General features: G+C 71.1%; 26 protein-coding genes. 18 read left to right on the top strand and 8 right to left on the bottom strand.

The window, feature by feature from the left end:
• Positions 1 to 4 precede the first annotated feature (4 nt).
• The 4 genes from ACWGDX_RS29550 (at position 5) to ACWGDX_RS29535 (ending at position 2857) form a co-directional block, all read left to right on the top strand.
• Positions 5 to 487: a hypothetical protein gene (locus ACWGDX_RS29550; RefSeq protein WP_453630432.1), complete on the top strand. Its 483-nt coding sequence runs from the start codon at positions 5 to 7 to the stop codon at positions 485 to 487.
• 269 nt (positions 488 to 756) lie between these two features.
• The gene (locus ACWGDX_RS29545) at positions 757 to 1788 is read left to right on the top strand and encodes a DUF5131 family protein (RefSeq protein ID WP_453630430.1); all 1032 of its coding nucleotides are present in this window, start codon (positions 757 to 759) and stop codon (positions 1786 to 1788) included.
• 131 nt (positions 1789 to 1919) lie between these two features.
• Positions 1920 to 2477 (top strand): hypothetical protein, encoded by a 558-nt coding sequence (locus ACWGDX_RS29540; protein ID WP_453630428.1) that lies wholly within the window; start codon positions 1920 to 1922, stop codon positions 2475 to 2477.
• On the top strand, positions 2474 to 2857 hold the full coding sequence (locus tag ACWGDX_RS29535) for a hypothetical protein (RefSeq protein ID WP_453630426.1): 384 nt from the start codon (positions 2474 to 2476) through the stop codon (positions 2855 to 2857). Before ACWGDX_RS29540 ends, ACWGDX_RS29535 begins: the two co-directional genes overlap by 4 nt.
• 73 nt (positions 2858 to 2930) lie before the next feature.
• Here the strand turns inward: ACWGDX_RS29535 and ACWGDX_RS29530 are convergent, their stop codons facing one another.
• Entirely contained in the window at positions 2931 to 3260 is a 330-nt protein-coding gene (locus tag ACWGDX_RS29530; RefSeq protein ID WP_453630424.1) for a hypothetical protein, read from the bottom strand.
• A 467-nt stretch (positions 3261 to 3727) separates the two neighbouring features.
• Between ACWGDX_RS29530 and ACWGDX_RS29525 the strand changes: the two genes are divergently transcribed.
• Positions 3728 to 4585: a ParA family protein gene (locus tag ACWGDX_RS29525; RefSeq protein WP_453630422.1), complete on the top strand. Its 858-nt coding sequence runs from the start codon at positions 3728 to 3730 to the stop codon at positions 4583 to 4585.
• A complete protein-coding gene (locus ACWGDX_RS29520; protein WP_453630420.1) occupies positions 4582 to 5499 on the top strand; it encodes a hypothetical protein in 918 nt (305 codons plus the stop codon). The genes ACWGDX_RS29525 and ACWGDX_RS29520 overlap by 4 nt, the downstream gene beginning before the upstream one ends.
• A 158-nt stretch (positions 5500 to 5657) precedes the next feature.
• Here the strand turns inward: ACWGDX_RS29520 and ACWGDX_RS29515 are convergent, their stop codons facing one another.
• Together ACWGDX_RS29515 and ACWGDX_RS29510 are read right to left on the bottom strand one after the other, a co-directional pair.
• A complete protein-coding gene (locus ACWGDX_RS29515; RefSeq protein ID WP_453630418.1) occupies positions 5658 to 6740 on the bottom strand; it encodes a hypothetical protein in 1083 nt (360 codons plus the stop codon).
• Positions 6737 to 7114: a hypothetical protein gene (locus ACWGDX_RS29510; protein ID WP_453630416.1), complete on the bottom strand. Its 378-nt coding sequence runs from the start codon at positions 7112 to 7114 to the stop codon at positions 6737 to 6739. Before ACWGDX_RS29510 ends, ACWGDX_RS29515 begins: the two co-directional genes overlap by 4 nt.
• Positions 7115 to 7555: 441 nt before the next feature.
• Between ACWGDX_RS29510 and mobF the strand changes: the two genes are divergently transcribed.
• The 8 genes from mobF (at position 7556) to ACWGDX_RS29470 (ending at position 14260) form a co-directional block, all read left to right on the top strand.
• Entirely contained in the window at positions 7556 to 9457 is a 1902-nt protein-coding gene (gene mobF, locus ACWGDX_RS29505; RefSeq protein ID WP_453630414.1) for a MobF family relaxase, read from the top strand.
• A gap of 501 nt (positions 9458 to 9958) precedes the next feature.
• Positions 9959 to 10387, top strand: coding sequence for a hypothetical protein (locus ACWGDX_RS29500; RefSeq protein ID WP_453630412.1), 429 nt, complete (start codon positions 9959 to 9961; stop codon positions 10385 to 10387).
• A 422-nt stretch (positions 10388 to 10809) separates the two neighbouring features.
• Positions 10810 to 11667 carry a replication-relaxation family protein gene (locus ACWGDX_RS29495; protein ID WP_453630410.1) on the top strand — a complete coding sequence of 286 codons (858 nt, stop codon included), beginning with the start codon at positions 10810 to 10812 and terminating at the stop codon, positions 11665 to 11667.
• A gap of 348 nt (positions 11668 to 12015) precedes the next feature.
• Entirely contained in the window at positions 12016 to 12522 is a 507-nt protein-coding gene (locus ACWGDX_RS29490) for a hypothetical protein (RefSeq protein WP_453630408.1), read from the top strand.
• A gap of 183 nt (positions 12523 to 12705) precedes the next feature.
• Positions 12706 to 13050: a hypothetical protein gene (locus ACWGDX_RS29485; RefSeq protein WP_453630406.1), complete on the top strand. Its 345-nt coding sequence runs from the start codon at positions 12706 to 12708 to the stop codon at positions 13048 to 13050.
• A 182-nt stretch (positions 13051 to 13232) separates the two neighbouring features.
• Positions 13233 to 13484, top strand: coding sequence for a hypothetical protein (locus ACWGDX_RS29480; RefSeq protein WP_453630404.1), 252 nt, complete (start codon positions 13233 to 13235; stop codon positions 13482 to 13484).
• A gap of 46 nt (positions 13485 to 13530) precedes the next feature.
• Positions 13531 to 13878 carry a hypothetical protein gene (locus ACWGDX_RS29475; protein ID WP_453630402.1) on the top strand — a complete coding sequence of 116 codons (348 nt, stop codon included), beginning with the start codon at positions 13531 to 13533 and terminating at the stop codon, positions 13876 to 13878.
• Between the two features lie 142 nt (positions 13879 to 14020).
• A complete protein-coding gene (locus ACWGDX_RS29470; protein ID WP_453630400.1) occupies positions 14021 to 14260 on the top strand; it encodes a hypothetical protein in 240 nt (79 codons plus the stop codon).
• A 190-nt stretch (positions 14261 to 14450) separates the two neighbouring features.
• Here ACWGDX_RS29470 and ACWGDX_RS29465 read toward each other — a convergent pair whose 3' ends face one another.
• Positions 14451 to 14981 carry a hypothetical protein gene (locus tag ACWGDX_RS29465; RefSeq protein ID WP_453630398.1) on the bottom strand — a complete coding sequence of 177 codons (531 nt, stop codon included), beginning with the start codon at positions 14979 to 14981 and terminating at the stop codon, positions 14451 to 14453.
• Between the two features lie 224 nt (positions 14982 to 15205).
• On the opposite strand from ACWGDX_RS29465, the gene ACWGDX_RS29460 reads away from it, so the two are divergent.
• A complete protein-coding gene (locus ACWGDX_RS29460; protein ID WP_453630396.1) occupies positions 15206 to 17149 on the top strand; it encodes a pRL2-11 in 1944 nt (647 codons plus the stop codon).
• A 258-nt stretch (positions 17150 to 17407) separates the two neighbouring features.
• Here ACWGDX_RS29460 and ACWGDX_RS29455 read toward each other — a convergent pair whose 3' ends face one another.
• The gene (locus tag ACWGDX_RS29455; protein WP_453630394.1) at positions 17408 to 17905 is read right to left on the bottom strand and encodes a hypothetical protein; all 498 of its coding nucleotides are present in this window, start codon (positions 17903 to 17905) and stop codon (positions 17408 to 17410) included.
• A 192-nt stretch (positions 17906 to 18097) separates the two neighbouring features.
• Here ACWGDX_RS29455 and ACWGDX_RS29450 point away from each other — a divergent pair, with 192 nt between their 5' ends.
• From ACWGDX_RS29450 to ACWGDX_RS29440, 3 genes are all read left to right on the top strand, one after another.
• Complete coding sequence (locus ACWGDX_RS29450) at positions 18098 to 19426, top strand: hypothetical protein (protein WP_453630392.1); 1329 nt, start codon at positions 18098 to 18100, stop codon at positions 19424 to 19426.
• The gene (locus ACWGDX_RS29445) at positions 19423 to 19995 is read left to right on the top strand and encodes an N-acetyltransferase family protein (protein ID WP_453630390.1); all 573 of its coding nucleotides are present in this window, start codon (positions 19423 to 19425) and stop codon (positions 19993 to 19995) included. The genes ACWGDX_RS29450 and ACWGDX_RS29445 overlap by 4 nt, the downstream gene beginning before the upstream one ends.
• A gap of 209 nt (positions 19996 to 20204) precedes the next feature.
• Positions 20205 to 20903: an N-acetyltransferase family protein gene (locus ACWGDX_RS29440; protein ID WP_453630388.1), complete on the top strand. Its 699-nt coding sequence runs from the start codon at positions 20205 to 20207 to the stop codon at positions 20901 to 20903.
• A gap of 262 nt (positions 20904 to 21165) precedes the next feature.
• On the opposite strand, the gene ACWGDX_RS29435 is transcribed toward ACWGDX_RS29440, so the two are convergent.
• The 3 genes from ACWGDX_RS29435 to ACWGDX_RS29425 are packed head-to-tail and all read right to left on the bottom strand — an operon-like array spanning position 21166 to position 24399.
• A complete protein-coding gene (locus ACWGDX_RS29435; RefSeq protein ID WP_453630386.1) occupies positions 21166 to 21558 on the bottom strand; it encodes a hypothetical protein in 393 nt (130 codons plus the stop codon).
• Positions 21548 to 22000, bottom strand: coding sequence for a hypothetical protein (locus ACWGDX_RS29430; RefSeq protein ID WP_453630384.1), 453 nt, complete (start codon positions 21998 to 22000; stop codon positions 21548 to 21550). Before ACWGDX_RS29430 ends, ACWGDX_RS29435 begins: the two co-directional genes overlap by 11 nt.
• Entirely contained in the window at positions 22000 to 24399 is a 2400-nt protein-coding gene (locus ACWGDX_RS29425) for a Helicase associated domain protein (protein WP_453630382.1), read from the bottom strand. The genes ACWGDX_RS29430 and ACWGDX_RS29425 overlap by 1 nt, the downstream gene beginning before the upstream one ends.
• Positions 24400 to 24789: the final 390 nt, after the last annotated feature.

Raw genomic sequence — 24789 nt, 5'->3', positions numbered from 1 at the left:
GGCCATGGATGACCTCATAGTGCTGGACGGGTTCCTGGACGAGGAGACCGTGCCCGGCGACCTGCACGGGTCGACCGCGAGGTTCCGCCTCACCGCCAGCCCGAGCGATGAGCGCACGGACGAAATGATCCTGCCCTGCACCGTCTCCGACCCGGTCATGGCGCATGAGGTGCTGCACGACCTGGTGCCCGGAGACCAGCTCCGGGTCACCGGCCGCCTCCACCTCCCGCGCACCCCGGGCGAGCCGATGTGGCTGGACGTCACCGCGCTCGAAGTCCTCGCGACCGCGCCGCTCCTGGCCGACCCGGCCGCCGTGGCCACCGCCGCTCTGGAGCGGTACGGCCCGTACATCTGCGTGTTCGACGCAGAGACCACGGACGTGCCGGTCTGGACCGAGACCGGCACCTGGGTCGGCACCGCCGAAGACGCGGCCGCCATCGGCGCGCTGCTCGCGAACTACGAGCGCCTGGCCGCCGACGAGAACTGAGCACCGGCCAGCGCGCCCGGCGCGGCCCGGCGGTGCCGGCGCAGTGCACGTCCAGAAGCGCCATGCCCCGGGAGCCGAGCCGGGCGACAGAAGGCCCGGCTCCCGCTGGACGGCGCGTGACATCCGGGCCGCCCGCCTGACCCGCAGACGGCAGACGGGCGGCCCGGACACCCACGCCTCCGCGGGCCACACCGAGGCCCACGGCCCTTTCACAGATCACCCACGCCCACCCCCCTGCACCCGACCCCTCATGTCTCGGAGGCACGACCGTGTCAGGCACGACCGCCATCGAGTGGACCGACACCACCTGGAACCCCGTCACCGGCTGCACGAAGGTCAGCCCCGGCTGTGACCACTGCTACGCCGAAACCTTCGCCGAACGCTTCCGCGGAACGGCCGGCCACCACTTCGAGAACGGCTTCGACATCCAGCTGCGGCCCGAGCGGCTGCTGGTGCCGCTGCGCTGGAAGAAGCCCCGCCGGATCTTCGTCAACTCCATGAGCGACCTCTTCCACGACAAGGTCCCCGATGAGCACATCGCCCGCGTCTTCGCCGTGATGGCGCTCACCCCGCAGCACACCTACCAGGTACTCACCAAGCGCCACGGCCGGATGCGGTCCCTGCTCTCCAGCTTCACCTTCCGCCACGCGTGCGAGGAGGCCACCACCGCGATCGTCACGGATGACGCGGCCCCGATCCCCCGGTACCAGCGCGACGCGTACACACGGCAGTGGTGGAGCCACTTCGCCAAGCCGCTGCCCAATGTGTGGCTCGGGGTGAGCGTCGAAGACCAGAAACGCGCCGACCTGCGTATCCCCGCGCTCCTGGATACGCCAGCCGCCGTGCGTTTTCTGTCCGCGGAACCGCTCCTCGGCCCGCTCGACCTCAGCAGTTGTCTGCTGGTGCCGTGCCGCTGCTGCGCGGGCGCACCCCACGACGACGGCTGCGGGCCGTGCGACGACGCGGGATGCGACAGCGGATTCACCCGGGGTATCCACTGGGTGATCGCGGGCGGCGAGTCCGGACCCGGCGCCCGCACCATGGACCCGGACTGGGTACGCGAGATCCGCGACGAATGCCGGCAGACCCACACGCCTTTCTTCTTCAAGCAGTGGGGCGAATGGGCACCCTCCGGCGCCCTCGTCATCCGTACCAGGCCCGCGCGCGGCAGCGTCCTGGTCGGCGAACCGGTCGACGACCACGGGCACCGCATCGAGATGCGCCGCGTCGGCAAGAAGAACGCCGGCCGCCTCCTGGACGGCCACCACCACGACGCCTTCCCGACCGCCGCCCGCTGGTGACCGGCATGACCGGCCACCGGGGCCTACGCCGCCCGCCGTCAGACACGTAGCACCGCACCCCGAGCGCCGTGCCCCGCCTCCCCGGCCGGGCGCGGCGCTTTCCCGTTCGTCAGCAACCCGAGAGGTCCCGCGTGTTACCCACCCTCATCACAGCTGCCCTCGCCATCGTCGCCACCCTGCTGGGCGCGATCGTCTCCGGCCGTTTTCAGGAGCGCGCCGCCGAACGAGGCGTCCGTGCCAGCCACGGCGAGGCGATCCGCCGTGACCGCCTGGAGGCCGTCACCGCGCTCGCCTGCGCCGCCAGCGACCACCGCACGAAGATGTGGAGGCGCGGTGACGCCGTCCTCAAGGGCGCCGGCTCCGACCGGATCGAGACCCTGCGCGGCGAGAGCCACATGACCCGCAGCGCTATCACCCGCCCACTGGTCGCCCTGCGCGTCCTCATCGAGAACCAGGCCGTGCGCGCCGCCGCCGACCGCATGATCACACTGACCTACGCGATCCGGCAGGCGGTCCCCACTACTGCGGCCGACACCGACCGTGAGGCGGCCAAGCAGCGGCTCACCGAGGCCCGCGAGGCCGCGAAGGTCGCCCACGACAACTTCGTGGACACCGCAGCCCGCTACCTGAGCCCGGCCATGCCGACGGCCACCCCGCACCCCACCCCCCTCGAGGAGCCGACCCGATGAAGCGCCCCTTCTTCCGCCGCTGCGGTCACGCCCCCGGCGCCATCTCCCCCGAGGACCAGGCCGTCGTCGACCAGGCCCGCGCGATGCTCGCCGCCGTACGGGTCGGCCCGTTCATCGAGCGCGCCCATCCCCGGCCCGGCGACGACCCCGCGGCGCTCATCCCCCGCATCCCGCGCGCCATCCACACCCACGGCCTCTTCCTACGGCACCCGCACCCCGACCACGGCTGCGAGTGGGACGACACCTGGCGCATGATCTGGGCGCCGGCCACCGAGACCGGGGCCGGTCCCGATCACCGCGATGCGGCATCCCGCCGCCCCGACAACCGCTGCCAGCCTCCCCAACCCCGACGAAGGTGCGCCCGCACCTGGGCGGCCTGACACCCAGTTCGCCCTGAAGCCCTGCCCCGGCACATGCTGGGGCAGGGCTTTTTTGCGTTTCAGGCCGTAGCCGTTACCGCTCACCCACACGCCCCGCGCCAGCGCGCAGCGCATGGGCCGTCAGATCACAGGCCCTCGCGAGCGACTCCCGCGCAACGCCCGGTATATGCGCTGCCTCCGCGGCGGCACGCAGATGTGCGAGCGCCTGCGCCCATTCGATCGCATCCGCTGGCAGCGTGTACGGCTCACCGTTCAGACGCGTTGCCGGAACATGCCGCACCTCCACCGGCGCCTGAAGCACCACGGTCCGGGTCACCGTACGCTCCACCACCTCCCGCACCGGCTCCGCCGACCGGCCCCCCTCAGCTACCGGCCGGTCGGCGAGCGCCTGGGCACGGCGCACCGCAGACGCCTTCTTACGATGCGCGGCACGGCAGTACTGAGGGGGCCGACCCGTCCCCGACCATGTCATCGGCGCTCCGCACCATCCGCACGTACGACGCAGCAGGCGCTCACGTATGCCGACTGACTCACCTACCGAGACCAGGCCATCACTGTCACGGTCATCCGAATGTGCGGCCTCCCCAGGGTCTTGATTCGTCACGGACGAAACCCTATCCGCTGTGTCCGTCGCTCCCCGATGGCGATCTGACATCGGGAATTCCTGGCGGCCGTGGCGCCTGGGTCGCCGGACGCGGTTCCTGGCCGGACTGCGTTCCTGACCCAACCCGTCGACCAAGATCATTCTTCTACAATTGTAGAAGAATGATCTTGGTCGACGCTGGGATCGCCTCCGATTTACGTTCTCAGAGGGGTGGGATGCGGGCGTGCTGCTCAGGGCGGTGCCGCACTCTGGATATCGTCCCTGCCATGACCGAAACCGCTTCGGGCCCCATCTCTGGTGCCCTCGGGCTGCCAGCGCCTCGCATCAGCGACAGCGACCGGACCCGCATTATCGCCATGTGCAACCAGAAGGGTGGCGTCGGCAAGACGACCACCACCATCAACCTCGCAGGCGCCCTTGCCGAGCACGGCCGCCGCGTCCTGCTCTGCGACTGCGACCCCCAGGGCAACGCCACCAGCTCCTTCAAGGTGCCCATGCTGGACGACGAGAAGGGCCCCACCCAGGCCACCGTCGTTATCGATATGTCCGACCCGCACAAGCTGATCGCCAAGACCCGCGTAGAGAACATCGACGTCCTGCCCGCCAGCATGGACATGGCCTTCCTGCCCTCCCGGCTGCGGGAGACGGGGTCGGCCAACCAGTTCTATGCCCGGATGCTGGAGCACTTCCAGAGCGAGTACGACGACATCCTGCTCGACATGCGCCCCGCTCTGGACACAGACACCGACGCGCAGACCGCAGCCGCGACGGCAGCGATCATCATGGTCGACGTCGACGAATGGGCGATGAAGGCCGTCAAGATGCAGGTCGCTCAGCACAAGAAGATCATGGCCAACCTCGGACGCCCCGCCGACGACCTCGACATCCTCGGCATGGTCATCGGCCGCGTCATGAAGCCCATGGGTGACTTCGATGCCGCCGTCTACAAGCAGCTGCGCAATCACCCGCGCATCCCGCTGCTGGGAGAGATCCCCGTCCGGTCCGCCGACCTCAAGGAATCTCGCAACAAGGGACTCCCTGTGGTGTTCTACCGGCCCAAGACGGACACCGCCGGCTTCTTCCGTACCATCGCCGCCAACGCAGGGCTGGTGACCGCCGCGTGAGCGAGAAGGATTTCGAGCTGGACGGCTGGGACGACGACGGTGCATCCAGCGATGCCGCCACCAGCCTGACCCGAACCGCCGCCCGAGTCGAAGAAGAGCGCCAGGCGCTCACCGAGCAGGCCCTCGCCGAACGGATCACCGCCGCCGTCAACGCCGCCCGGCCTGGACTCGACAAGATCCCCGACCCAGTCGACCCGGCAGGCACCGGCCCCCTCACCGCAGACGAGCAGGAACGCCTCGATGCCTGCGTGGCCGGGATCGAGCTGCTGTCCACGGCGACATGGGTCGCGGGCAAGTCCCTCGACACCGTGGCCACCGGCCGCCTGTTCCGAAAGATCCCGCACAAGCTGGAGCCGGAGCGCTGCTACAAGACCATCGAAGAATGGTCAGAGATCGAGCATGGCATCAGCCGCTCCCGGTGCAGTCAGCTCCGCGACGGCTGGGAACTCGGTGAGGTCCTCACCGTCCGCGGCTACAAGGCCCCCGAGGGACAGGTACGCGAGCTCCTCCCGTTCCAGAACAAGCACGGGCTGAAGGCATCGGTCGGGGTGTACGAGATGGTCGTTCAGGCCGTCGGTGCGGACAAGGTCACCGCCAAGCGGCTACGGGAGACCTTGAGTCTGATCCCCGGGGGCTTGGCGCTCAGCGACGAAGATGACGTGCAAGTCATCGCTCAGTCGCTGGCGGGCGTCATAGAGAGAGCGGAGCCGCCAACCCTCAAGCCCTCGAACGCCTTGCCCGACACGCTCAAGCGTGATGTCGACCGGCGCTCCGTGTCGCTCGCGGATCGGCTTGCCCGTGGGCGCATCCCCCACAATGAGGTTCTGACGCACATCTTGGCCGCTTTCGTCGACGAGCAGGACCCGCGGGTGTTCGATGTCGTCTTCGAGCGGATGAAGTCCAGCAACCGCTAGCGATCGGATACGACGGGCGTCCGGCCAAATGTGGTGGTCGGACGCCCGTCGTATCCATGAGCGCACCATACTCGCCGACGGGCCTCAAGATCACGCCAGTTGGGACAGCGGACCGATCTGGCTGACAGCCCGACAGATGAACGCAAACCCTCATGGGCTCAGTGCTCTTCGTTTGGGTGGGTCAGGTCGATGCAGAGTCCGGCCAGGGCTGTGGTGAGCGCCTCCAGGGTGGTGATGTGTCCGCGTACGGCGCCCGGGAGATGCGCCCGCTCCCACGAGGCGATTCCGGTGGTCCGGCGGTCCCACAGTCCCTCCAGCTCGGCTGCGGCCGGGCCGAAATCGCCCAGTGCGACGGTGACCGCCGCGAGGGCGAGTCCGAGCAGTTGGGCGGGGTGGCTGTCGAGTTCGTCGGCGTGCCGGTGGTGGAGCTGGACAGTGCGGATGGTCGCGTGGATGTGCGCGAGGCGTACGGCCCGCTGAATCCATGCGGGCCCGGTGACGCCTGGGGGCAGGGCGGGCGCGTCTGGGTCCGCGCCCAGGGTGGGGAGGAGGATCGCCGCGGCTGCTGTGGCGTCCGGCCCGGGCGTCCAGTGTCCGGCCCGTAGTTCGTCCGAGGCCCGGGTGATGCTCCGCTGCGCGTGGTCGACGGTGCCCTGCCAGCGGGGCGGGGCACCGTCACGGGAGGGGCCGGCGGCCACGGCCCGGTACCGGTCCCCGAGCAGCAGCGGCGGTTCGGGTGTGCCGTCCTGGGTGTCGCGCAGCGCCCGGTTCTCCGAGCGGTCCTGGAGGACCTGCCCGGTGACGATGTCCCTCGCCGGTCCGAGGACCTGCTCGCCGCGCCGCTGGAGGCGCTGCCACCCGCCGCCGGGCAGCCCCGGCTCCCACACCGGCAGCGGTCCCGTGAACAGCCCATCGTGGTGGGCTCCGCCCAGCCACCACAGCGCCCGGGTGAGCGGTACGTCGTCGACCAGGACGTCCTCGCTGCGGGCCGCGCGCCACAGTGCCAGCGCGAGCAGCTGCGCGGCGGGCAGCCACGTCGCGGTCCGCTCCCGCCGCGCCCCGGGGGTGTCGACCCTTCCGGACTCGATCAGGCCGATGTCGCCGGGGCTGTAGCCGATGTGCCGCTTCGTCAGCGTCCAGGACAGCCGCCGCACCCGCGGCCACGCCCCCTCGCCGTACGCCTGCCAGTGAGCCTCGTCCCACGCCTCGGTGCCGTGTACCGGCCCGTGCCCTGCCGTCATGCGCTCACGGTATCCGCCCCGGCGCCACGCGAGAGCGGGAGCGCCTCGCGGGTGGCCTTCATCAGTTCCATCCGTGCGTCCACCACGGCCCCGCGTTCGAGTGCCGCCCAGTACGGGTGCTGCGACACCTGGATGGACAGGTCACGCAGCCGGGCCCGCAGCCGGTCCTCCTCCGATTTCTGTTCCGGTGTGTAGCCGGGACTGTCCGGTGTGTCCCGGCGGTATTCGCTGTACAGCGTCCTCTCCCCGCTCCACCCCGGCGCGGGTTCCACGGACCAGGGCAGTCGGCGGCAGAGCGCCTGGTACGCGGCACGGGTGCGGTGCAGCTCGGTCTGGGCGTCGCGGAGGTCCTGGGGGAAGCCGTCGGTCGTCACCCATCAAATGCTACGCCTGTTCGAATTTATGAGGCGAGGGGCCCGGGGAGCGGTACGGCCGGATCGCGGGACCGCCCCGCCCGGCGGTCGGCTGCGGGTGTCACGGGCCGGTGAGGCGGAGAGATCTCGCTCGGGTTGTAGGGGGTCGGGGTGACGTGGTGCATGAGGCGGTGTCTCGGCCGTTGTCCGGGGAAGCGGTACGTGAAGCCGCGCTGGATACCGCTGGAGCCGTTTCCTGGCGTTTTTGAGGCGTGCGAGGCATGTGAGGTGTGTGTGACTGGGTGCCGCGCAGCATTTGCATGGCCCTGGTGGTGTCCGCCTGGCGGGCATGGTGTCGCCGGAAGCGTCCGCAGGGCGGGATCGGTGGTGAAGTTCCGGTGAAGTCTCCCGCCGCATGGGATCGTGCTTTTGTGCAGGTCAGAGCCGGTGTTGCCTGTGGGGATGATCAGTGTGGCGAAGGTTCAGCCGGGGAATTCGTGGCGGTATTACACGCGTGGGGTCGCGTTCGGGGACGGGCGCCGTCCGGTCGGCCAGGCGTTGAAGGACGCTCAGGAGACGGCCGGTCTCCCGCCCGGGGTGTGGCTGGGGCGCGGCCTGGCCGCGCTCGGGCTCACCGCGGGCTCGGTGGTGACGGAGCGGCAGATGGAGCTGCTGTTCGGGGAAGGCCGGCACCCGGACGCCGACCGGATCGAGCGCAGGCTCCTGGACGACGGCGTCGACCCGGAGACGGCGCGGCTGGCCACTGTCCTCGGGCAGCCGGTCGAGGAGATCGAGCAGCGCAAACAGACACCGCTGCTCGCCCTGGACTTCGTGTTCCGTCCGCAGGCGTCCCTGGTCGTGCTGTGGGCGCTGGGAGACGACCGGACCCGGCGGGTCATCGAGCGGGCGCACGAGCGGGCCGTCACCACGGTGCTGCGCCGGCTGGAGGACGAGGTCGCCGAGACCCGGTGGGCGTCCGGCCGTCAGCGCGCGAAGGCCCAGGCCCTGGTGGTCGCGAAGTGGCGGCACTTCGACAACAGGGACGGCTTTCCCCTGCTCCACGATCACTGCCTGATCGCCAACCGGGCGCAGCGCCCGGACGGTTCCTGGTACGCGCTGGACACGGTCCGGCTGTACCAGCATGTGGTGGCGGCCGGGACGCTCTACACCCTGGCGATGACGACCGAGGTGTGCGAAACCCTGGGACTGGCGACGGTGCCCCGGGAGGTGACACCGGGCCTGCGCCCGGTGATGGAGATAGCCGGTGTCGACTCCGAGCTCATCGACTGGTCCTCGACCCGCCGTCAGCGGATCGAGGACGCCCTGGAGGGCCTGACCTACAAGTACGCGCAGGAACACGGGCGGCTGCCCGGCGAGAAGGCTCGCCACGGCCTTGCCTGGCAGGCGGCGCAGGACACCCGCCCCGAGAAGAAGACCCCGCGCCCGCTGAAGCAGCTGCTCGCGTGGTGGAAGGCGTCCGCGCTCCTCAGGTGCGGCAAGCGGATGGTCGACGGGCTCCTCCAGCGCTGCCGTACGGTGGGGGCGGCGATCCGGGCCCGGGTAGATCCGCACGTCGACGCCGTCCTGGCCGCCGTCGACGTCGCCGCGGTCGTCTCCACCGTCCGCAAGAAATTCGCCCGCCGCCATGTCCTGGCCGAAGCCCGCCGGCATCTGCTGGAGACCCTGCGCGGCCAGGAGTTCACGCGCGGCCTGGACGACTACATCGCCAACCGTGCCCTGTCCGACCACTCCCGCCAGTTCACCGTTCCCCAGCCCGGCCGCCGGGCCCCGGACCCCGGCCGGCTCTTCTACACCGCCGACTTCGCCGAGCCCGACAGGTGGTGGATCACCGGCGCCGACGGCAAGCCGCCCCGGGAGTCGAGCCGGTACGAGCGGGCCCTGGTCGCCAGCCTCGCCGTGCAGAACGCGATCCGCGCCGCCCGCGTCCGAGCCGCCACCGCCACCGCCAGCGAGGCCACGACCTCGGCCTCCTCCGCACCCGCCGATCACCGCGACCTCGAGAGCGAGACGGCGTCCGCTCCCCACGCCGTCGACCACCCGGACCGGGACGCCGCCCTCACCCCGGCGCAGCGGGCCGCCGCCGTCCACGCCCACCAGCAGGCCGCGATGCCGCGCGAGTACCTGGAGGGCCGGACGACCGACCCGGCGACGTGGATGCGCACACCGGAGAACCTGGACCGGCTCGCCGCCCTCACCCGCGCGGCCAGCGCCCGCCGCCGCGCCATCGAGGACGGGGAGCCCCCGGCCCCGGCCGCGGGCCCGGCCGGCCCGGTCGACCGGCGCCGCCAGGAGCACGAGCAGCAGCACCAGCAGCCCGGCCCCGGCCAGGGCCTCCAGCCGTGACACGCCGCCGACCTGTCCGGCGGGACGACCGAGCACGGAGGCCCGATGGTTGCCCCGACCCTGCCGCACCTGTCGACGGAGCGCCTGGAGCATCTCCAGCAGCTCGCCGACGCGTCCCGGCTGCGCCGCGGCGTTGTACCTGTCGCCGAAACCGCCGCCCATCCGGCGCCGCTCCCGCTCATGGCGGTACCCCGGTGGCTGGCCGAACCCGCGGCGCACCGCGCGCCTGCGCCGCCGCCGGAGATGAGCGGGCACGGTACTTCACCGTGCACCCGGTGCGCGGACTGGCGGCGGGGTGGGAGTGGAGTCCACCGGAGAGTGGAGATCACGACGCGTATCAGGTGGGTGGACTCCACTCAGGTGTGCTCCACCGGGTGGGGGGCGTGCGTTACATCGTGCGCAACTCATCGCGCTGTGTGCGCACCGGTGCGCACATACGCGCTGTCGCCCGGTGAGCGTGCCGCGCGTAGCCGCCGGACGCCCGGATTCTATGATCCACGCGTGGGACAGACCCCAGCACAGAAGGCCGCGAAGGCGGCACGCGGGCAGCAGCCGAAGAAGCGGCCCGGCAAGGCGCAGCGCGAGGCGGTCAGGCGGGCGCAGGCGGCGGCGAAGAAGGCGGGCGGCGGGAAGCCGGCCGCCAAGAAGAGGGCGGCAAAGAAGGCGGTGCCGCTGCCGCGCGGGTCGGTGCGGGCCGCGTACCCGGGCACCTGCCCGGCCTGTTTCAAGGACTACGGCAAGGGCGAGGTCGTCATGAAGGTGACTGACGGCTGGGGGCACCCCGGCTGTGCGCCCCGGCAGTTGTCGGCGGCCGAGCGGGAGTTCGCCCGGAACAAGGCCAGGATCGAGAGCGGTGAGACGTTCCGCGCTCACAAGCCCTCGGACTGGCGTCGCGGAGCCTCGCCGTCCAGCGCCCGTCCTACCCGCTGAACTCCGGCCGGGCGGTGTGGCGTCGGTCACGGATAAATCCGCCTGGACCAGGGGTGGTTGCGGAGGAGTCGGACATCCGCCGTCGGTGATCGTCAGGCTGCGGACAAGGGGTGGCTTCGCACGGTGGGTCCCGGCCCGCGCGCATATCCGCGTGCGGGCGGGACCTGTCACCGATCCGGCCGCGACGGCCGGAGGATCGCGAGGACACGATGACCACCACCCCCACCCCGCACACGCCGCCGGCCCCGGCGGGCCCCGTTCCGGGCCCTGCGGCGGGCCCTGCTCCCAGCCCTGCGGCCCCTGGCCGCCGTTTGAGCGTTGTTGCTGATCAGACCCCTGGTCCGCCTGCCCCGGCCGGTTGCAACTCCTCTTCTCCCAGTACAGATGTATCTGGAGAAGCGTCCCGGCCCCGGAAGGCCGCAGTGGCGAAGGCCGGCGCGGACATCCGCGGCGAGGTCCTGCTCACCCTCGCCCGGCTCCGTCTGGCCACACCCCGCCGGCTCAAGACGCTGCTGCTGCCCCACCAGCAGGACACCGACCACGTACGCCGCGCGCTGCGCAACCTGTACGCCGAATCCCCCGCTCTGGTGGGGCGGACCCACCGTGCCCAGCAGAGCTACTGGTACTGCACCCCTGCGGGCCTCGCCGAAGCCGCCGCCTCCGGAATGCTCGCGCCCGGGGCCGGGCGGACCACCGGGAAGCGCGTCGCCTCCAGCAGGACGGGCCTTCGGGAGCACGGCCTCGCCCTGGTCGACACCGTCATCGCCTTCCACCGGGCCGAGGCGGCCGACCATGCCGACTGGCGGCTCGAGGCCGCCCATCCCACCCCCGCCGGCTCCCTCGTCCCGGACGCCGTGGTGCTCCTGGCGGACGGGTCCAGCGCGTTCGTGGAGATCGACCGCACCATGTCCTACGCCCGCCTGGTCGCCAAGGTGGAGGGCTACGACGCCTACCGCAACGCGCCCCCGTCCGGTCGCGGCAACGCCGCCCGTGCGCCGCGCTCCCACTGGCAGGAGACCTACGCGGGGCCGTCCCTGGACCGGCCGTTCCCGTTGGTGCTGTTCGTGTTCGCCCCGGCCCCGGGCCGCGCGGTCCCGGCGACGAGGGAGGCGGTGTTCCACGGCCGTGCCCGTCGCGTCGGGAGTGTGAACTACCGGCTCACCGTGGCGACCACGACCCTGCCCCTGCTGATCCGTGACGGGGCCGGCCGGCCGGTGTGGCGGGTCGTCGGCCGTGACGAGGGCCGCCGGTCCCTGGCCGGGCTGCCGAAGGCACGCTGACCGCGGGGCGGTTCGGCTGACGCATGGCAGCGGGGCCGGACAGGATACGTCTTAACCGTCCTGTCCGGCCCCGCTGTTCAGGTGTCAGCGCACGGTGCTGGTCAGACCCCAGCCGACGTCCGCGTCCTCGCGTACGCCCCATCCGGCGTCATCGACAGCACAGCGGTTTTTGCCCATATGGTCACCCCCTTCGAGATTCATGAAGCGTAGGGGACATCGCCCTCGGAATCGGCCGATCGCGCTTACAGGGCCGCCCGGTTCGTTGTCACGGCCCCACGGCAAACCCGCTCACAGGGCGTGCCCGGCACTGCGGGGGCGGAGGGGGCGGGGCTGTGCATACTGCTGGGCATGACACTTTCGTTCGCCGCCCGCATACATCTGCTGGTCACCTTCGTGCTGGTGATGTCGGCGACGGTGGGCGGGACCTGCCTGGGGCTTCTTCTGGGCGGCAGGGCGGAGGCTGTGGCTGCCGGGGGCGCGGCCGCCCTCGGCGCGGGGACCGGATCATTTCTCGCCCGCCGCCAGGTGACAGCCTTCTTCCAGCCCGGTCCCGGTCCCGGGATCGTTCCGTCCGACGGGTACGCGGAGGGGATCGCCGACGCCGTCCTCGTGAGCATCGCCACGTACCAGGCCGCGGTCTTCCCGCTCATCGCCGGCGGGGTGAGCGAGGAGGAACGGGACGCCCGCCGTACCGTCGCCTACCGCGTGACCGCCTACGACGGCCTGCCCCGGGCCGTACGGGTTTCGGCGGCCGAAGCCCTGGAAGCCGTCGACCAGGGCCTGGACGCCGGCCGGGCCGACGCCGCGATGAGAGCCCTGTCCCTGACGGTCTACGACCACCGCCGCGCCCGCTGACCCGGCACCACGGCAAAGACCGGGCAGGGCCGGCGCCGGGAGCGGCCGGGCAAACCCCTGGCCGTCCGCCGACCGGCCTGGCAGGCTCACTCCCTACCGGAAAGGGAGCCCGCGATGACCGATATGCCGAAAATGGAACATGAAGACTGCACCGACTGTGTCGCTCTCCCAGGCAGCAGCGGCATGACCCGTATCACTTACGTGGCGAAAGGTCTGATCCGCGAGACCTGGCACACCCGCGACTGCCCGGCCCTCGCGATCATGCACATCAACGGGGAGGAAGGAAGCAGTCGGATACGGGAAGAGGAGGACTGGGCCAGGGGCGTTTTCCCCGCCGCGCAGGAGCGTCTCAAGCGGGCCGCCGCCGTGATGCCCGCCGGTACCGCCGCGCAGCCCTTCGTCGACGCGCTGACCGAGCTGGTCCGAGCGGAGGCCGACACGGGCTTCATGGTGCCGCCCAGATGGGTCAAGATCCTGGAGAGGCACTTCCCGCCCGAACTCCCCGATCCCGGCCACATCGCCGGCTGACACAGCCCCGGATTCGGACGGGCCCGTCGGACGGGCCCGGTGGATCACCGCCGGACGACCCGCGCACCCGCCCGCCTGCCGTGTCCGCGCGCGGCGAGGCCGTTTACCACCATGCTCCCCGTGAGGGTTCAGAACCGGGCGAACCGGCCCCGGCCGGTGTGCCCGCGTTCTACCGTGCGCGTATGCCGAACGAGAACACCACCGTCGTTGAGCTGACCGCGCGGGCCGAATACGACACCGACTGGCACGTCTACATCGACCACCCCGGGCAGGGGCCGCTGGGCTACTGCATCGGCGTCGGCCCCGACGAACCGTTCGACGGCGCCGCCGCGGACCGGGCGCTGCTCGCGGACGGCTGGCGGGTCACCGGCCCCTGGACGGAGACGCCGCCGTCGGCTGAGGCCCCGTACACCGCGACTGTCACACCGGCCTGAACCACCGCAGCACCCGAACCGGCACCCGAATTGGAAGGGCCCGCGCATGCCTGTCATCGGCCCCGGGGTCAACGACCCCGAGTACGACAATTACGACCCCGCCTGGAAGGACCAGGACACCCCGTTCCGGCAGTGGCTGTTGGGGAAACTCACCGAGGCCGGCAGCAGCTGCCCCGCCGGTATCGCCTCCACCTATGCCCCCGCCAACCGGTATCTCGGTATGAGCCCCGTCGACCGGGACCTCCTCGCCACGCTCACCGGCACCACCGGCGAGGCGGTCCAGGCCGCGCACAAGGCCGACCTCGGTGAATGGGCGCGCGAGCAGCAGCTGCGGGACCACCCCGATCTCGCCGTCCTCGACGCGGACCTGGACCGCATCCGGCACCGCTCCTGACCGGTCCGCACAGCACACTCGTACCGGAACAGCGGTTTCCTCACCCCTTCTCCGGACGGAACGGGGGGACCCGGTCCGGGGCCTCCCCGCCCGCATACGGACCGGCATGACAAAGAAATCGAACACACGATCTAATGCGGGGATGGACGACCACACCTTTCCCGACGACCTGGTCCAGACCCAGCGCGACTGGCACGCCGCCTACCACGCCCTGGCCGCACCCGGACCGCAGAACACCACGGCACTGCGCCGCCGCCTCCTCCGCCTGTCCGCACGCATTCAGCGGCACCCCTTCTGGGCCACCCGCCCGGCCGGAACAACCGCCGGCCGCGTCGAGCTGCGCCACGCGGCGCGCGGCTGGTCCGGGGTGCGGGCGGCTTGAGGAGCGACGACGCCCCGGCCGTCCGGGGCGCCATCCCCTTGTACCGTCCGACGTGCTCGGCACCGGTACGGCGTGTCCGTGCTCTCCAACGGGGGGCGGGCCGACTGTCCTTCGCGCGATTCCCGGTTGAACTGCGGGTTCGGCCGGACCGAGCAATGCCGAAGGGTTCCCTCAGTCATCTGGGTGATCTTCACTGCCGTGGGGATAGAAGTGTGCCGGCCGGCTTCAGAAGGGGGCGACCGTGCCGTTGGACAGGACGTACCCATATCCGTGTGACCTGGAAAGCTCGGGTCCGGCGCTGCCGTGGTGATAGGTGATGACGGCGCTGCAGGGCGGTCGTGGCGTCGAAGAGGTTCTGCAGCTCACCCTTGACGAAGTCCTCGGCCCACGGGGGCAGCCCGTACGGGCCGCGCACGCTGGTATCGAGGGAGTCGATGGCCAGCCACCACGTGTCGATCATCCTCAGATGAGCTCCGACGAAGAGGTCGACTGAGCCTGGTGTGGCCGGCATGGTGCGCCCGTCCGTGGCGGACCACCCGGCGCGCAGCTCCACGTCCAGCCCGGCCAGTGGGTCGAAGCAGTCGGGGATGCCGGCGACGGCGAGGTAGTAGGTCACGATCTCCGGACGTACGTCATGGGGGACCGCGTCCAACGGCGGGACGTTCCAGTCCGTCAGCCGTTCCACGTCAGCAGCGGTCAGCACATCCAGTTCCGGTTCCATGTGCCGATACTGCCGCAGCGGTGCACCCAGGAATGCCACCCGAAGCGCGGAGCGCCATATTTCGCGCACACCCCCATCTGTCTACTGCGAGCGGTCACCGCAGGACCGCCGACCCGATCTGGCGGCGCCGGTCGCCGGACCTTGTCCACAGGTGAACGGCCGTAGGAAGGAGGTGTCCGCTTCCGGGTGTGAGGTGCCTGGACGCACACCCGGAGGGCACGGCTATGGCGCAGTCGAAGTTCGACAGGCAGGTGGAGGAGACCGCGGAAGCGGTGGCGTTCGGGATCGGCCGGTTCCTGGCCGGCCGGCCGATGGACGGTGAGCGGAAGACGGACGCGACGTTCTGGCGGGCAGGCACCCGGGTTCTGCCGAAGGTCGAAGCGAAGGTGTCCCGTTCCTCCTACCGGGCCGGGTGGCAGCGCCTGACCGTCCGCATCGGCGGCCTGGCCGCGACGGGCGGGACCGGCTACTGGGTGCTGTGGGAGAACCAGGACTCCACCGTCGCCACCGCGCGCGACATCTGGAAGAACCCCGGCCCCGCCCTGGCGACGCTGGAGACTGGCGGCATCGCCGCCGCTTCGGCCGCGGCTGTCGGCGGCGTCGCGTACGGGCTGCTGACCCGGGGGCGCCGGGAGTTCATGCGCGAGTGGGTGATCCCGCTGCACGAGGCGCTCGCCGTGCCGCTGGGCATGTCGGAGTTCACCGACCCGCGCCGCTACCTCCACATCCCGCGCAACTTCTCCGACGACGACGCGCAGATACGTATCGACGTGCCCACCCACATGCGGTTCAACGAGGACCAGGTCGCCGACCTCATCGTCAAGAAGCTCGCCCTGGAGAACGTCTCCTTCACCTGGCGCCGGGCGGGCAACGACACGTACGTCATCGTCAGGAAGCGCAAGGTCCCGCCCAAGAAGCTGAGCCTGTCCGACCCCGGGGTGCGCGAGATCCTCGCGAAGATGCCGGAGTCCGCACCGCTGATCGGCCTGGGCTCGGGCAAGAAGAAGGTCTCCGTCGACCTGGACCACCAATCCCCGCACGTCCTGATCTCCGCGGGCACCGGCGGCGGCAAGTCGACCATCCTGCGCGCGATCTGCTGCCAGTTCGTCCACAACGGCGCGCTCGCCTACGTCCTGGACTTCAAGCGGATCTCCCACACCTGGGCCCGCGGCGTTCCCGGCATCACCTACTGCCGGGACATCGCTGACATCCACGACGCCCTGGTCCACCTGGCCCGGGAAGGCCGGCACCGGCTCACCCTCGCCGAGCAGCTGGCCGACGATGTCCTCGAACGCGAACCGTGGCGGGTCGGCCCGAGGCTGGTGATCCTTCTCGAAGAGGTCAACGCGACCATGGCGCAGCTCAAGCGGTACTGGGCGAAGACCCGCGAGAGCGGCGACCCGAAGGCGTCCCCGGCCGTCGACGCGCTCGCCGAGATCCTCTTCATGGGCCGCCAGGTCCGCCTGCACGTCCTCCTGGTCGCCCAGTCCGCCACCGCCCGCGCCATCGGCGGCCCGGAAATGCGCGAAAACTTCTCCACCCGCATCCTGGTCCGCTACACCCTCAACGCCTGGCGAATGCTCGTACCCGAGGTCAGCCCGATCCCGATGGCGAGCGAGCATCCCGGCCGCGTCCAAGTCGTCACCCGAGGCCGCGCTCAGGAGACGCAGGTGCTGAACCTGTCCAACGCGGAGGCCCGCGAGTGGGCGATGTCCGGCGTCCACGCCAAGGGCGAGGCCGGCAACTCCCCGCAGAAGACGGCCGCTCCGGCCGTCGACCTGCTCACCGACGCCTGGAACACCAGCACCCCCGCGCTCCCGCCCGCGCCCGCCACCGGGCCGCCCGCCGACCGGGACGTCCTCGCCGACGCCTGGAGCCTCACGCCGCCGACCCCGGCTGTGGACCCCGGCAACACCACGGTGCCGCCGCCGGCGAACCCGGCCCCGGCACCAGACCCGGACGATGCCGTGGTCGGCCTGCGCACAGCGCAGCACGACCACCTGCCGGAGATCACGCTCGCCGCCCTGCGCTGGGCGCGCGCCAACGACCCGGACTTCCCCGGCCCGGTCGACAAGCGCGGCGCCGAACTCCTCTACCGCGCCCGTGACCTCAAGAAGTGGGCCCGCAACCGGCCCCGCGCCGCTTCCGGCACCACAGACCTGGACTGACCCGCCCCGGCCCGCCGACGCCCGCGAACCGGCTGACGACCTGGACTGACCCGCCCCGGCCCGCCGACGCCCGCGAACCGGCCTGACGACACGATCCCTCCGCCTGGCACAACACCCGGTTCACCAGGCGACAGCACAGAAAAGGAACACCGCACCATGACGCGAGGACCGCCCGGACCACCCGCTCGTGCGTCACGCGATCGAGCGGCAGCTGCGCGTCGATCCGGTCCTCGGGGTCGTACAGCACCGTGCGACCGTTCACGACACCGATGCCTCCGCCCGCGCGGCACAGACGAGCTCGCGCAGGTGGGCGGCGAACCGGTCGGCCGCGATGAGCGCCGGCGGTCTGTCGCCGCGCGGGTGGCTGACCCAGTCGGCCGCGGCCGTGCCGTCCTGCGGCGTGCTGGGGGTGAGGAGCTGGTGCCCGCTGGAGAGCACCCGCACGCCGGGGATGCCCGTGAAGGCGTGGCCGGTGCCGGCCGGTACCGCGACGTACAGCCGGTCGCTGAGGTGGTCGGCGAGGACCTGGTAGCCGCGCCGGGTGCCCGCGCGCATCGCGGCGAGCGCGTCCAGTCCGGCCGCCATCGGTTCGACGGCTACCGCGTCCCATTCCCGGCCGCACACCGTCCAGCCGGTGCGGTTGCGGCCCCGCAGCCACAGCCTGCGCTTGGCGTCGGTGACCGCGGCCAGCTCGTGCCAGGTCCGGGCGGCGGGCTTCCTGGCCCCGGCTGTTCCTGCGGCGGAAGCGTTCGCCATTCGCCATCTCCCTGATCGGTCGTCACGTCACCCTCCACGCAAGCAGCAACGCCTCTTCGGGTGCGACGTCCAACCGATGAAAGAACGATGCAAGTCGGCCCCCGCGGGTGAACTGCGGCCAAGACCAGGGCAGGAGAACCAGGGGAGCGGTACGGTCGCCGCACCCGTCCCACCCGCGGACCCGGAGCCGGTATGGCCGACCACAGCAAGCCCGTCCCCAACACCCGGCTGCGCGCTGTCCGCGAACTCGAATTCCAGATGAGCCGCAGCGAGTTCGCCAACAAGGTCAACGACACCGGCCGGGCGATGGGCGAGAACGTCGCCTGCGGCCCGCGCCTGGTGGCGGACTGGGAAGACGGGAAGGTCCTCTGTCCCCGCGCGGTCTACCAGCGCATCCTGACCCAGATGACCCACGGGCGGAGCATGGCCGACCTCGGCTTCCGCCTGCCCACACCAGCACTGCCCGCACGGCCTGCACGGCCCGCCGCCAGGCCGAACGGGCCGCGGCAGGAAGAGGATTCGGTGGAGCGACGCGCCTTCCTGTTCGACGGCGCCGGCGTGCTCCTGGCCCTCCCGCTCACCGCCGGGCAGACGCCGGGAAAGATCGGCGCGAGCGAGGTACGGGCCGTCAAGGCGGCCGTGACCACGCTGTTCGCCAAGGACCACGACCACGGCTCCGCGCCGCTGCGCCAGGCCGCGTCCGAGGCGCTGCACACCGCCTACCAGTGGCTCCAGTCCGGCACGTACACCAGCCGCACCGAGTCGAAGCTGCGATCGGCCACCGGCGCCCTGTCGATCGCCGCCGGATGGCTCTCCTACGACTCCGGCCGCGCAGGCGACGCCCACTCCCTGTACGGCGAGGCCCTCGCCGCCGCCCGGATCGCTGAGGACCCCGAACTCGAGGCGCACGCCTTCGGCTGCCTCTCCCTACTCGCCAAAGCCTCGGGCCGGCCCCGTGAGGCGATCTCTGCCGCGCAGGGCGCCCAGGCCGTCGCCCGCAACCTCGGCTCCCCGCGGCTGCTCTCCCTGTTCCACATGCGCGAGGCCGGCGGCTGGGCACTGATGGGCGACCCGAGCGCCACCGACAAGGCGATCGTCCGCGCCCACACCCTCTACGCCAAGGGCCCCTCCGACACCGACCCGCCCTGGCTGGACTTCTACGCACCCGGCGAACTCGCGGGCCTGGAAAGCCTCGCCCGCGCCGACCTCGGGCAGCACGAACGCGCCGCCTCCGGCGCCGAACAGGCCGTTCTCCTGCACGGCGACGCCTTCGCCAGAAACCGCGCCCTGTACACGGCCGACGTCGCCATCCAACATGCGGTGAGGGACCGTCCCGAGCCAGAGGCAGCCGCCGAAGCCGCGGGCCGCGTCCTCGCGTTCCTCCCCGAAGTGCGCTCCGACCGGCTGCTGCAGTCCCTGCACAACGTCGCCGCCGCACTCCAGCGACACGGCCGCGTCCCCGCGGTCGCGTCCTGGATCGAGGAATACCGCACCACCGCCACCGGAGGAGGACGGGTATGACCAGCACCCGCACAGACGTCGTGATCCGCACCTACGGCCCCGGCCAGGTCCCGCCGATGCTCGACACCATCGCCGACATCTGGTCCGACGCCCACCCCGAACTCGTCGACACCCCCGGCGCCTCCACCGACGGCCTGTCCGCCGCCGCACTGCGCCGCCAGGTCACCCACCACCTCCGCCACGAAGGCTTCACCCTGGTCGCGGCCTACGCCAGCGGCTCCATGGTCGGCTTCGGCTACGCCTTCCCATGCACACCCGAGTACTGGTACGGCGAGCTGCTCCCCGAGATCCCCGAACACGTCCGCGCGGGCCGCCTCATGGGCCTGTGCGAGCTCGCCGTCACCCCCGCCCGGCAGTCCCAGGGCATCGGCTCCCGCCTCCACACAGAGCTGATCAAGGCCATCGATCCCGACTACGCCTCGCTCCTGGTCCGCCCGGACAACACCTCCGGCCGGACCCTGTACGACCGCCTCGGGTACCAGTACGCGGGCCCGTACCGCAACGAGCCCGGCGGCCCGGTCTACGACCTCCTGCTCCTCCAGGTCGACAGCGACGCCGCCGCGCGGTGACCACACGCACCTGTACCTGATCGCCTGCGCCGCCCCGCCCGCCCGCCGCCTTCACATACCCGTCCGCACCCCGGCGTCACGCGGTGGCCGGCTGTGGCTTCGAACGCCCGCCCGTCACTCGTTGGTGCGTCGTGCCGGGCCGGGCCCCCTGATCCATTGCCTCTACGGTGGCCAGCCTCAGCCATCAGCCACCAAACCAAGGGACAGAGATGGGGCAAGCCTCGCGCGCACGTGCCGCCGCACGGCACAGCCGACCGACTGCCGCTCAACCGCTGCTCCGCAGGCCGCTTCCCGAGGACCAGGAGACGCTGGCCCGCCTGCTGGACATGGTGATCCCGGGAGATCCCGGCACTGCGAACTTCGCCATGCAGCTGGCGACCATTCCGATCCCCGCCGCCCGAGCCGGCCACTACGCGACCGGCGGCGCATGGGTTACCGAGGAACAAGGCACCGCGGTCGGCCTGATCGTCGCAGTGCCGCCACTGGCCTGGATCGACAGTGTCCCGGTACTTGAGCACGACCGGCGCCTGCTGTTGTCCCGCCGCGTGGTGGAGTGCGAGTACATGGCCGTCGACCCTGCCGCGCGGGGCCGCAAACTCGGTGTCCTGATGACGGAGCACGCCCGACGCCAGTTCATCGCCCGCGGGTTCCGCCTCATGACCGGCACCGTCACCGAGGACAGGTTCGGCCTGCTCCCGTACTACCGGTCGATGGGCTGGAAGACGCTCCGTCCCGGCGAAGCCATGGGCATCCTGGAGCCCGCCCGCCCCGTCGCCGTCTGGCGCCCCGCCGAACCGCACGTCGTACAGATGTGGCTCCCCCTGCACCGCGAGGTCGCCGTCACCAACTGGCCCACACCGGACGGCATCCGCCCCGTCATCAATGGTGTGCTCCCCCTCCCGAGGTAGCAGAACCCGCCGAACCCGCCCCGGCCGCCACGTAGTTCGGCCGGGGGACCGGGCCCAAGATCTCAGGGTCTACACGCACACCAGTGCGATGCCACCGCCTCCGGGCCCCCGACATCGCACTGGAGTGCGTGTAGACCCTGGGGCACGGTGCCGCTGACCCGGGTCAGCGAAAGACCCCCGGGCCGCACAGCTCGCCCGGGGGTCCTGCCTGCCAACGTCCCGCCGCCCACTCAGTCCGGGGCGGCGGCACGAGCTGGTGCCCTCACCAGTCGTCGGGCGCGCTGCCCACCCACGCGATCGGCCGACCCTCGCTGTTGCGGCCCCAGTGAGGCTCCTCCATCGAGGTCTCGTGACCGTCGGACAAGACGCAGATCCGTCCCCAGCGACCGTGCTTGCCCGGGCAGATCCCGGTGAGCCCGGCCAGGTCGCCGTCACGCACGGCCCGGTCGTAGCGGTCCTGGAACGGCTGGAGACGGGCGCACAGCTCCATGCCGAACTCCGTCTCCGCCGCCTCCACCCGTGCCCTCGCCTCCTGCACCCCAGAGTCGGACAGCACGAACGAGATGACCCTCTCCGCCTCCGCGAAGGCGCTGTTGCGGACGTGCCGCCGTACGGCCTCCTGCACGCGCTGCTCCTCCGCCTGGTCACCGCTCACGGTCGCTCTCCTCTCCACCGGAAGGGCCGGCCCCGGCAGCCCGCTCCGCGGCCGCGAGCCGGTTGCGGAGGATCTCCCCGCCGATCAGCAGCGACCGGGTGACGCGGGCGCGCCCACGCTGCCGGTAGGCGCTGTCGGCGGTGGAGACCAGCACCTCCAACGCCCGGTCCACAGCGCCGTCCCAGCCGTCGCCGTACACGGTGCCGTGGGCGTCCGGGGCGCAGCCGGGCAGTTCCTCCACCCAGCAGTGCGCCCCCGCGACGGCGCCGGCCTCCATCGCGCAGACGAGTTCGTCGGCCTCATCCGGCTCCAGCCCGGCCGCCGCGAGGACCGCGTGGACCTTCATCCGGGCGTTGACCGCCATCGTCTGGTAGTCGCCCATCCGCTGACGCGGATCGACGCTGACCACCTGCTGGCCCGCTTCCTGCCCGCCCGTGGTCATCACGCCACCCCTTCCGTCGACGCCCACTCCAGCCCGAGCGCGGCGAGCGCCTGGAGCTTGTCGGCGGTCAGCTTGGCCCGGCGGCTGCGGTTGTTGCTCAGGAACACCCCGAGCTTGACCTCCGACCCATCCGGCAACTCCTCTACGTGGGCCCTGGGGACCGTCACAGAGCCGGTGCGGGCCTTGTACTGCTCCAGGGCCGCAACGCCCTTCTCGAAGGCGCTCACGGCCGCCTTGGGGGCCGTGGCGGGCTCCGCCTGCTCCGGGGGCAGCGGCACGACGCCGACCGCCTCCAGGAGCTCGCGCTGCCCGTCCATCAGCCCTGCCCAGACCGTGTGCTGACGCTGCCTCACCAGCCACTTCCCGACGTCCATGCCGTGGACGGTGAAGCCGGGCAGGACCTCGGAGTGGTCCTCCTCATCCGTCAGCAGCTCCCGCAGCGCGGCGTAGTGCCTCTGCCACTCCGCCGGCCACGCGGGGTCCCAGTGCTCATCCACGGCCTCCAGCGCCGTCTTCCACTCGGGGTGACCCTCCAGCGCACCGGGCCGCCGCAAATTCGCGAGCCACATCCCCAATGGCCTGTCCAGCATCGTCGCGGACCGGGGCGCGCACAGCGTCCAGTGCTGCTCGTAGTACGCCTTGGCGGCCTCCAGGTTCTCCTGGAACCGCTCATCGGCCGGGGACCAGACCATGCCCAGCTTCTCCAGCCGCCCGGCGCGCTGGCCGGTCATCTGCCCGGCCCCGTACGCCCGTCGCTGCTCCGCGACCCACTGCCCGAGCGGGTACGCGCCCTCCTTGTACCCATATGGAACGCGGGCGTGAAGCTCACGCTCAGTGAACTTCTTGAGCGACGCCCAGCCGCGAGCCCAGTCCTGCTTCTCCGTGTCGATGACGTTGAAGGAAATCCAGTCCGCGACCATCACCGGGTCACGCGGAGCCGCAAAACGGAGCAGGAGACGGGTTTCTTCCTCACCGTCCTCGGGCTTAGAACCGATGAACTCTGACGGCTGCACCACGTCCTTCTGCGGCTCCTGCGGAATCGCCAGCAATTCCACGGCCTCTTCGTCGTGAGCCCGCAGACCTTCCAATACCTTCACCAAAGGCCGATACGATCCAGAGGTGAACATATCCTCAGGCTGCTCATCGGGCTGGAGGAATACCGGCACGATCAGAGAGGCGAGTTTCCCTTGTCCCGGCTTCTGCCGCAGTGCCCGGCCGATGGCCTGGACGATGTCGTGCGGGGCGCCCTTGGGGTCCAGGAGGGCCACGGAGTCCACGGCCCGGATGTCGACGCCCTCGCCCAGGACACGGCAGTTCGAGAGCACCGCACGCCGGGCCGTGGACCCGAACTCGCCCAGGACGTCCCGCCGGCGCTCGGGCACGTGCTCACCGCACAGCCAGTCCGCCCAGATCGCGGCCGGGTACTTCTCCGGCTGGTCCGCGTGCAGCCGCTTGGCCACCCGCTCCAGGCCCTCCGCATACGCCGAGGCCTCTATCGTCCGATGGTGGAAGGTGATGCACGTCTGGAGCTGGTGCTGCTCCATCGTGTGCAGGAGCGCCGCCTGGAGCGCCCCGAGGCGCTGCCCGCGCACCTCCTCACCACGCCGCTCCTCACTCATCAGGCGCTCCGGAGTGACCACCGGGTCCTTCAGTTCCAGGACGATGATCTGATACCGCGCAAGCAAACCGCGCGAGACTGCCGACGCCAGCGAGAGCTTGTAGAGCACCGGCCCGAACACGGCCTCGTCATCCATCGAGGCCGCCATCTCCTTCGGCAGCGCCTCACGCACCCCCTCAGCGACCTCCCGGTTCGGCCGCTCCTGCCAGATCCGCGGGGTGGCCGTCAGGTACAGCCGGCGGTGCGCCGGGATGACGTGCTGGCTATGGATGTCCGCCCACGCCTTACCCATCGAGCCGGATGTCCTGTGGGCCTCATCGACTACAGCGAGGTCCATCGGCGCGAGCTGCTTCCCGTAGACGCCCTCGAACGCCTCCGCCAGGACACCGAGGCTGGCGTACGTCCCGAAGATGGTGACGGGCCCCTCGCCGTGCCACAGAGCCAGCCGCACGGGGTTCGTGGTGGAGCGCACCTTCAGGTTCCACAGCTCCGGGTCGTCGGTGAGGCTGCACACCGCGACCGCCGGCCCCGTGTGCCCGGCCCCGCGCCACGCCTGGACGGTCTGGGTCAGAAGATCCAGCGTCGGCACCAGAACGAGAATGCGCCCCTTGGGCACAATCCGCTTTGCCGACGCAGCCGCGATGATGGTCTTTCCCGTCCCGCACGCGGCGTGTACCTGCCCGCGCAGGCCATTGACGGGAATGCCGCCCGGCGGGATATCGAGGCCGCGCACAATGGCGGCAACGGCCTCGATCTGGTGGTCACGCAGTTTCACGGCCATTCCCGTGTTCTCCTTTTCGCGGAATTCGACGCGCAATCAGAAAAGAAAGTCCGGCGCGGCGCGAGGGGCCGGGGTGCTGATGTCTGTTCCCAGACTCTACACAGTGAGCGCCCGTGATGCATCACTCATGCGCCAAGTTCGTCCCTACGGCTGATACTTGGCCGATTCCCACCCATGGCGACACATCACAGTGTATGCTGGCGGGGTGCTGTTGAACAGCAGCCGGACAGTTTCGAGGGTGGGGGAGCGGTCAGGGTGGAGCGCAGCGGAGCCCGTCACTGCGGTGAGGCCGGCACCCGATCGGGCCGACGGTCCGTCACTTCTGTTGCGGGGGTGGTGGGCAGTAACCCCAAGCCCTACACAGCCCCGCGCGTGATGCACCTCCCCTTG

The organism is Streptomyces sp. NPDC055025 (genome assembly GCF_053608565.1).
The sequence above is the reverse complement of the archived record's forward strand: the minus strand, read 5'-3'. Positions and strand labels throughout refer to the sequence as shown.

Coding starts and splice junctions, on each gene's coding strand:
- ACWGDX_RS29550 (WP_453630432.1), top strand. CDS start 5: ATGGATGACCTCATAGTGCTGGACGGGTTCCTGGACGAGGAGACCGTG.
- ACWGDX_RS29535 (WP_453630426.1), top strand. CDS start 2,474: ATGAAGCGCCCCTTCTTCCGCCGCTGCGGTCACGCCCCCGGCGCCATC.
- ACWGDX_RS29525 (WP_453630422.1), top strand. CDS start 3,728: ATGACCGAAACCGCTTCGGGCCCCATCTCTGGTGCCCTCGGGCTGCCA.
- ACWGDX_RS29515 (WP_453630418.1), bottom strand. CDS start 6,740: ATGACGGCAGGGCACGGGCCGGTACACGGCACCGAGGCGTGGGACGAG.
- mobF (WP_453630414.1), top strand. CDS start 7,556: ATGATCAGTGTGGCGAAGGTTCAGCCGGGGAATTCGTGGCGGTATTAC.
- ACWGDX_RS29490 (WP_453630408.1), top strand. CDS start 12,016: ATGACACTTTCGTTCGCCGCCCGCATACATCTGCTGGTCACCTTCGTG.
- ACWGDX_RS29485 (WP_453630406.1), top strand. CDS start 12,706: ATGACCCGTATCACTTACGTGGCGAAAGGTCTGATCCGCGAGACCTGG.
- ACWGDX_RS29480 (WP_453630404.1), top strand. CDS start 13,233: ATGCCGAACGAGAACACCACCGTCGTTGAGCTGACCGCGCGGGCCGAA.
- ACWGDX_RS29475 (WP_453630402.1), top strand. CDS start 13,531: ATGCCTGTCATCGGCCCCGGGGTCAACGACCCCGAGTACGACAATTAC.
- ACWGDX_RS29470 (WP_453630400.1), top strand. CDS start 14,021: ATGGACGACCACACCTTTCCCGACGACCTGGTCCAGACCCAGCGCGAC.
- ACWGDX_RS29465 (WP_453630398.1), bottom strand. CDS start 14,981: ATGGAACCGGAACTGGATGTGCTGACCGCTGCTGACGTGGAACGGCTG.
- ACWGDX_RS29460 (WP_453630396.1), top strand. CDS start 15,206: ATGGCGCAGTCGAAGTTCGACAGGCAGGTGGAGGAGACCGCGGAAGCG.
- ACWGDX_RS29455 (WP_453630394.1), bottom strand. CDS start 17,905: ATGGCGAACGCTTCCGCCGCAGGAACAGCCGGGGCCAGGAAGCCCGCC.
- ACWGDX_RS29450 (WP_453630392.1), top strand. CDS start 18,098: ATGGCCGACCACAGCAAGCCCGTCCCCAACACCCGGCTGCGCGCTGTC.
- ACWGDX_RS29445 (WP_453630390.1), top strand. CDS start 19,423: ATGACCAGCACCCGCACAGACGTCGTGATCCGCACCTACGGCCCCGGC.
- ACWGDX_RS29440 (WP_453630388.1), top strand. CDS start 20,205: ATGGGGCAAGCCTCGCGCGCACGTGCCGCCGCACGGCACAGCCGACCG.
- ACWGDX_RS29430 (WP_453630384.1), bottom strand. CDS start 22,000: ATGACCACGGGCGGGCAGGAAGCGGGCCAGCAGGTGGTCAGCGTCGAT.
- ACWGDX_RS29425 (WP_453630382.1), bottom strand. CDS start 24,399: ATGGCCGTGAAACTGCGTGACCACCAGATCGAGGCCGTTGCCGCCATT.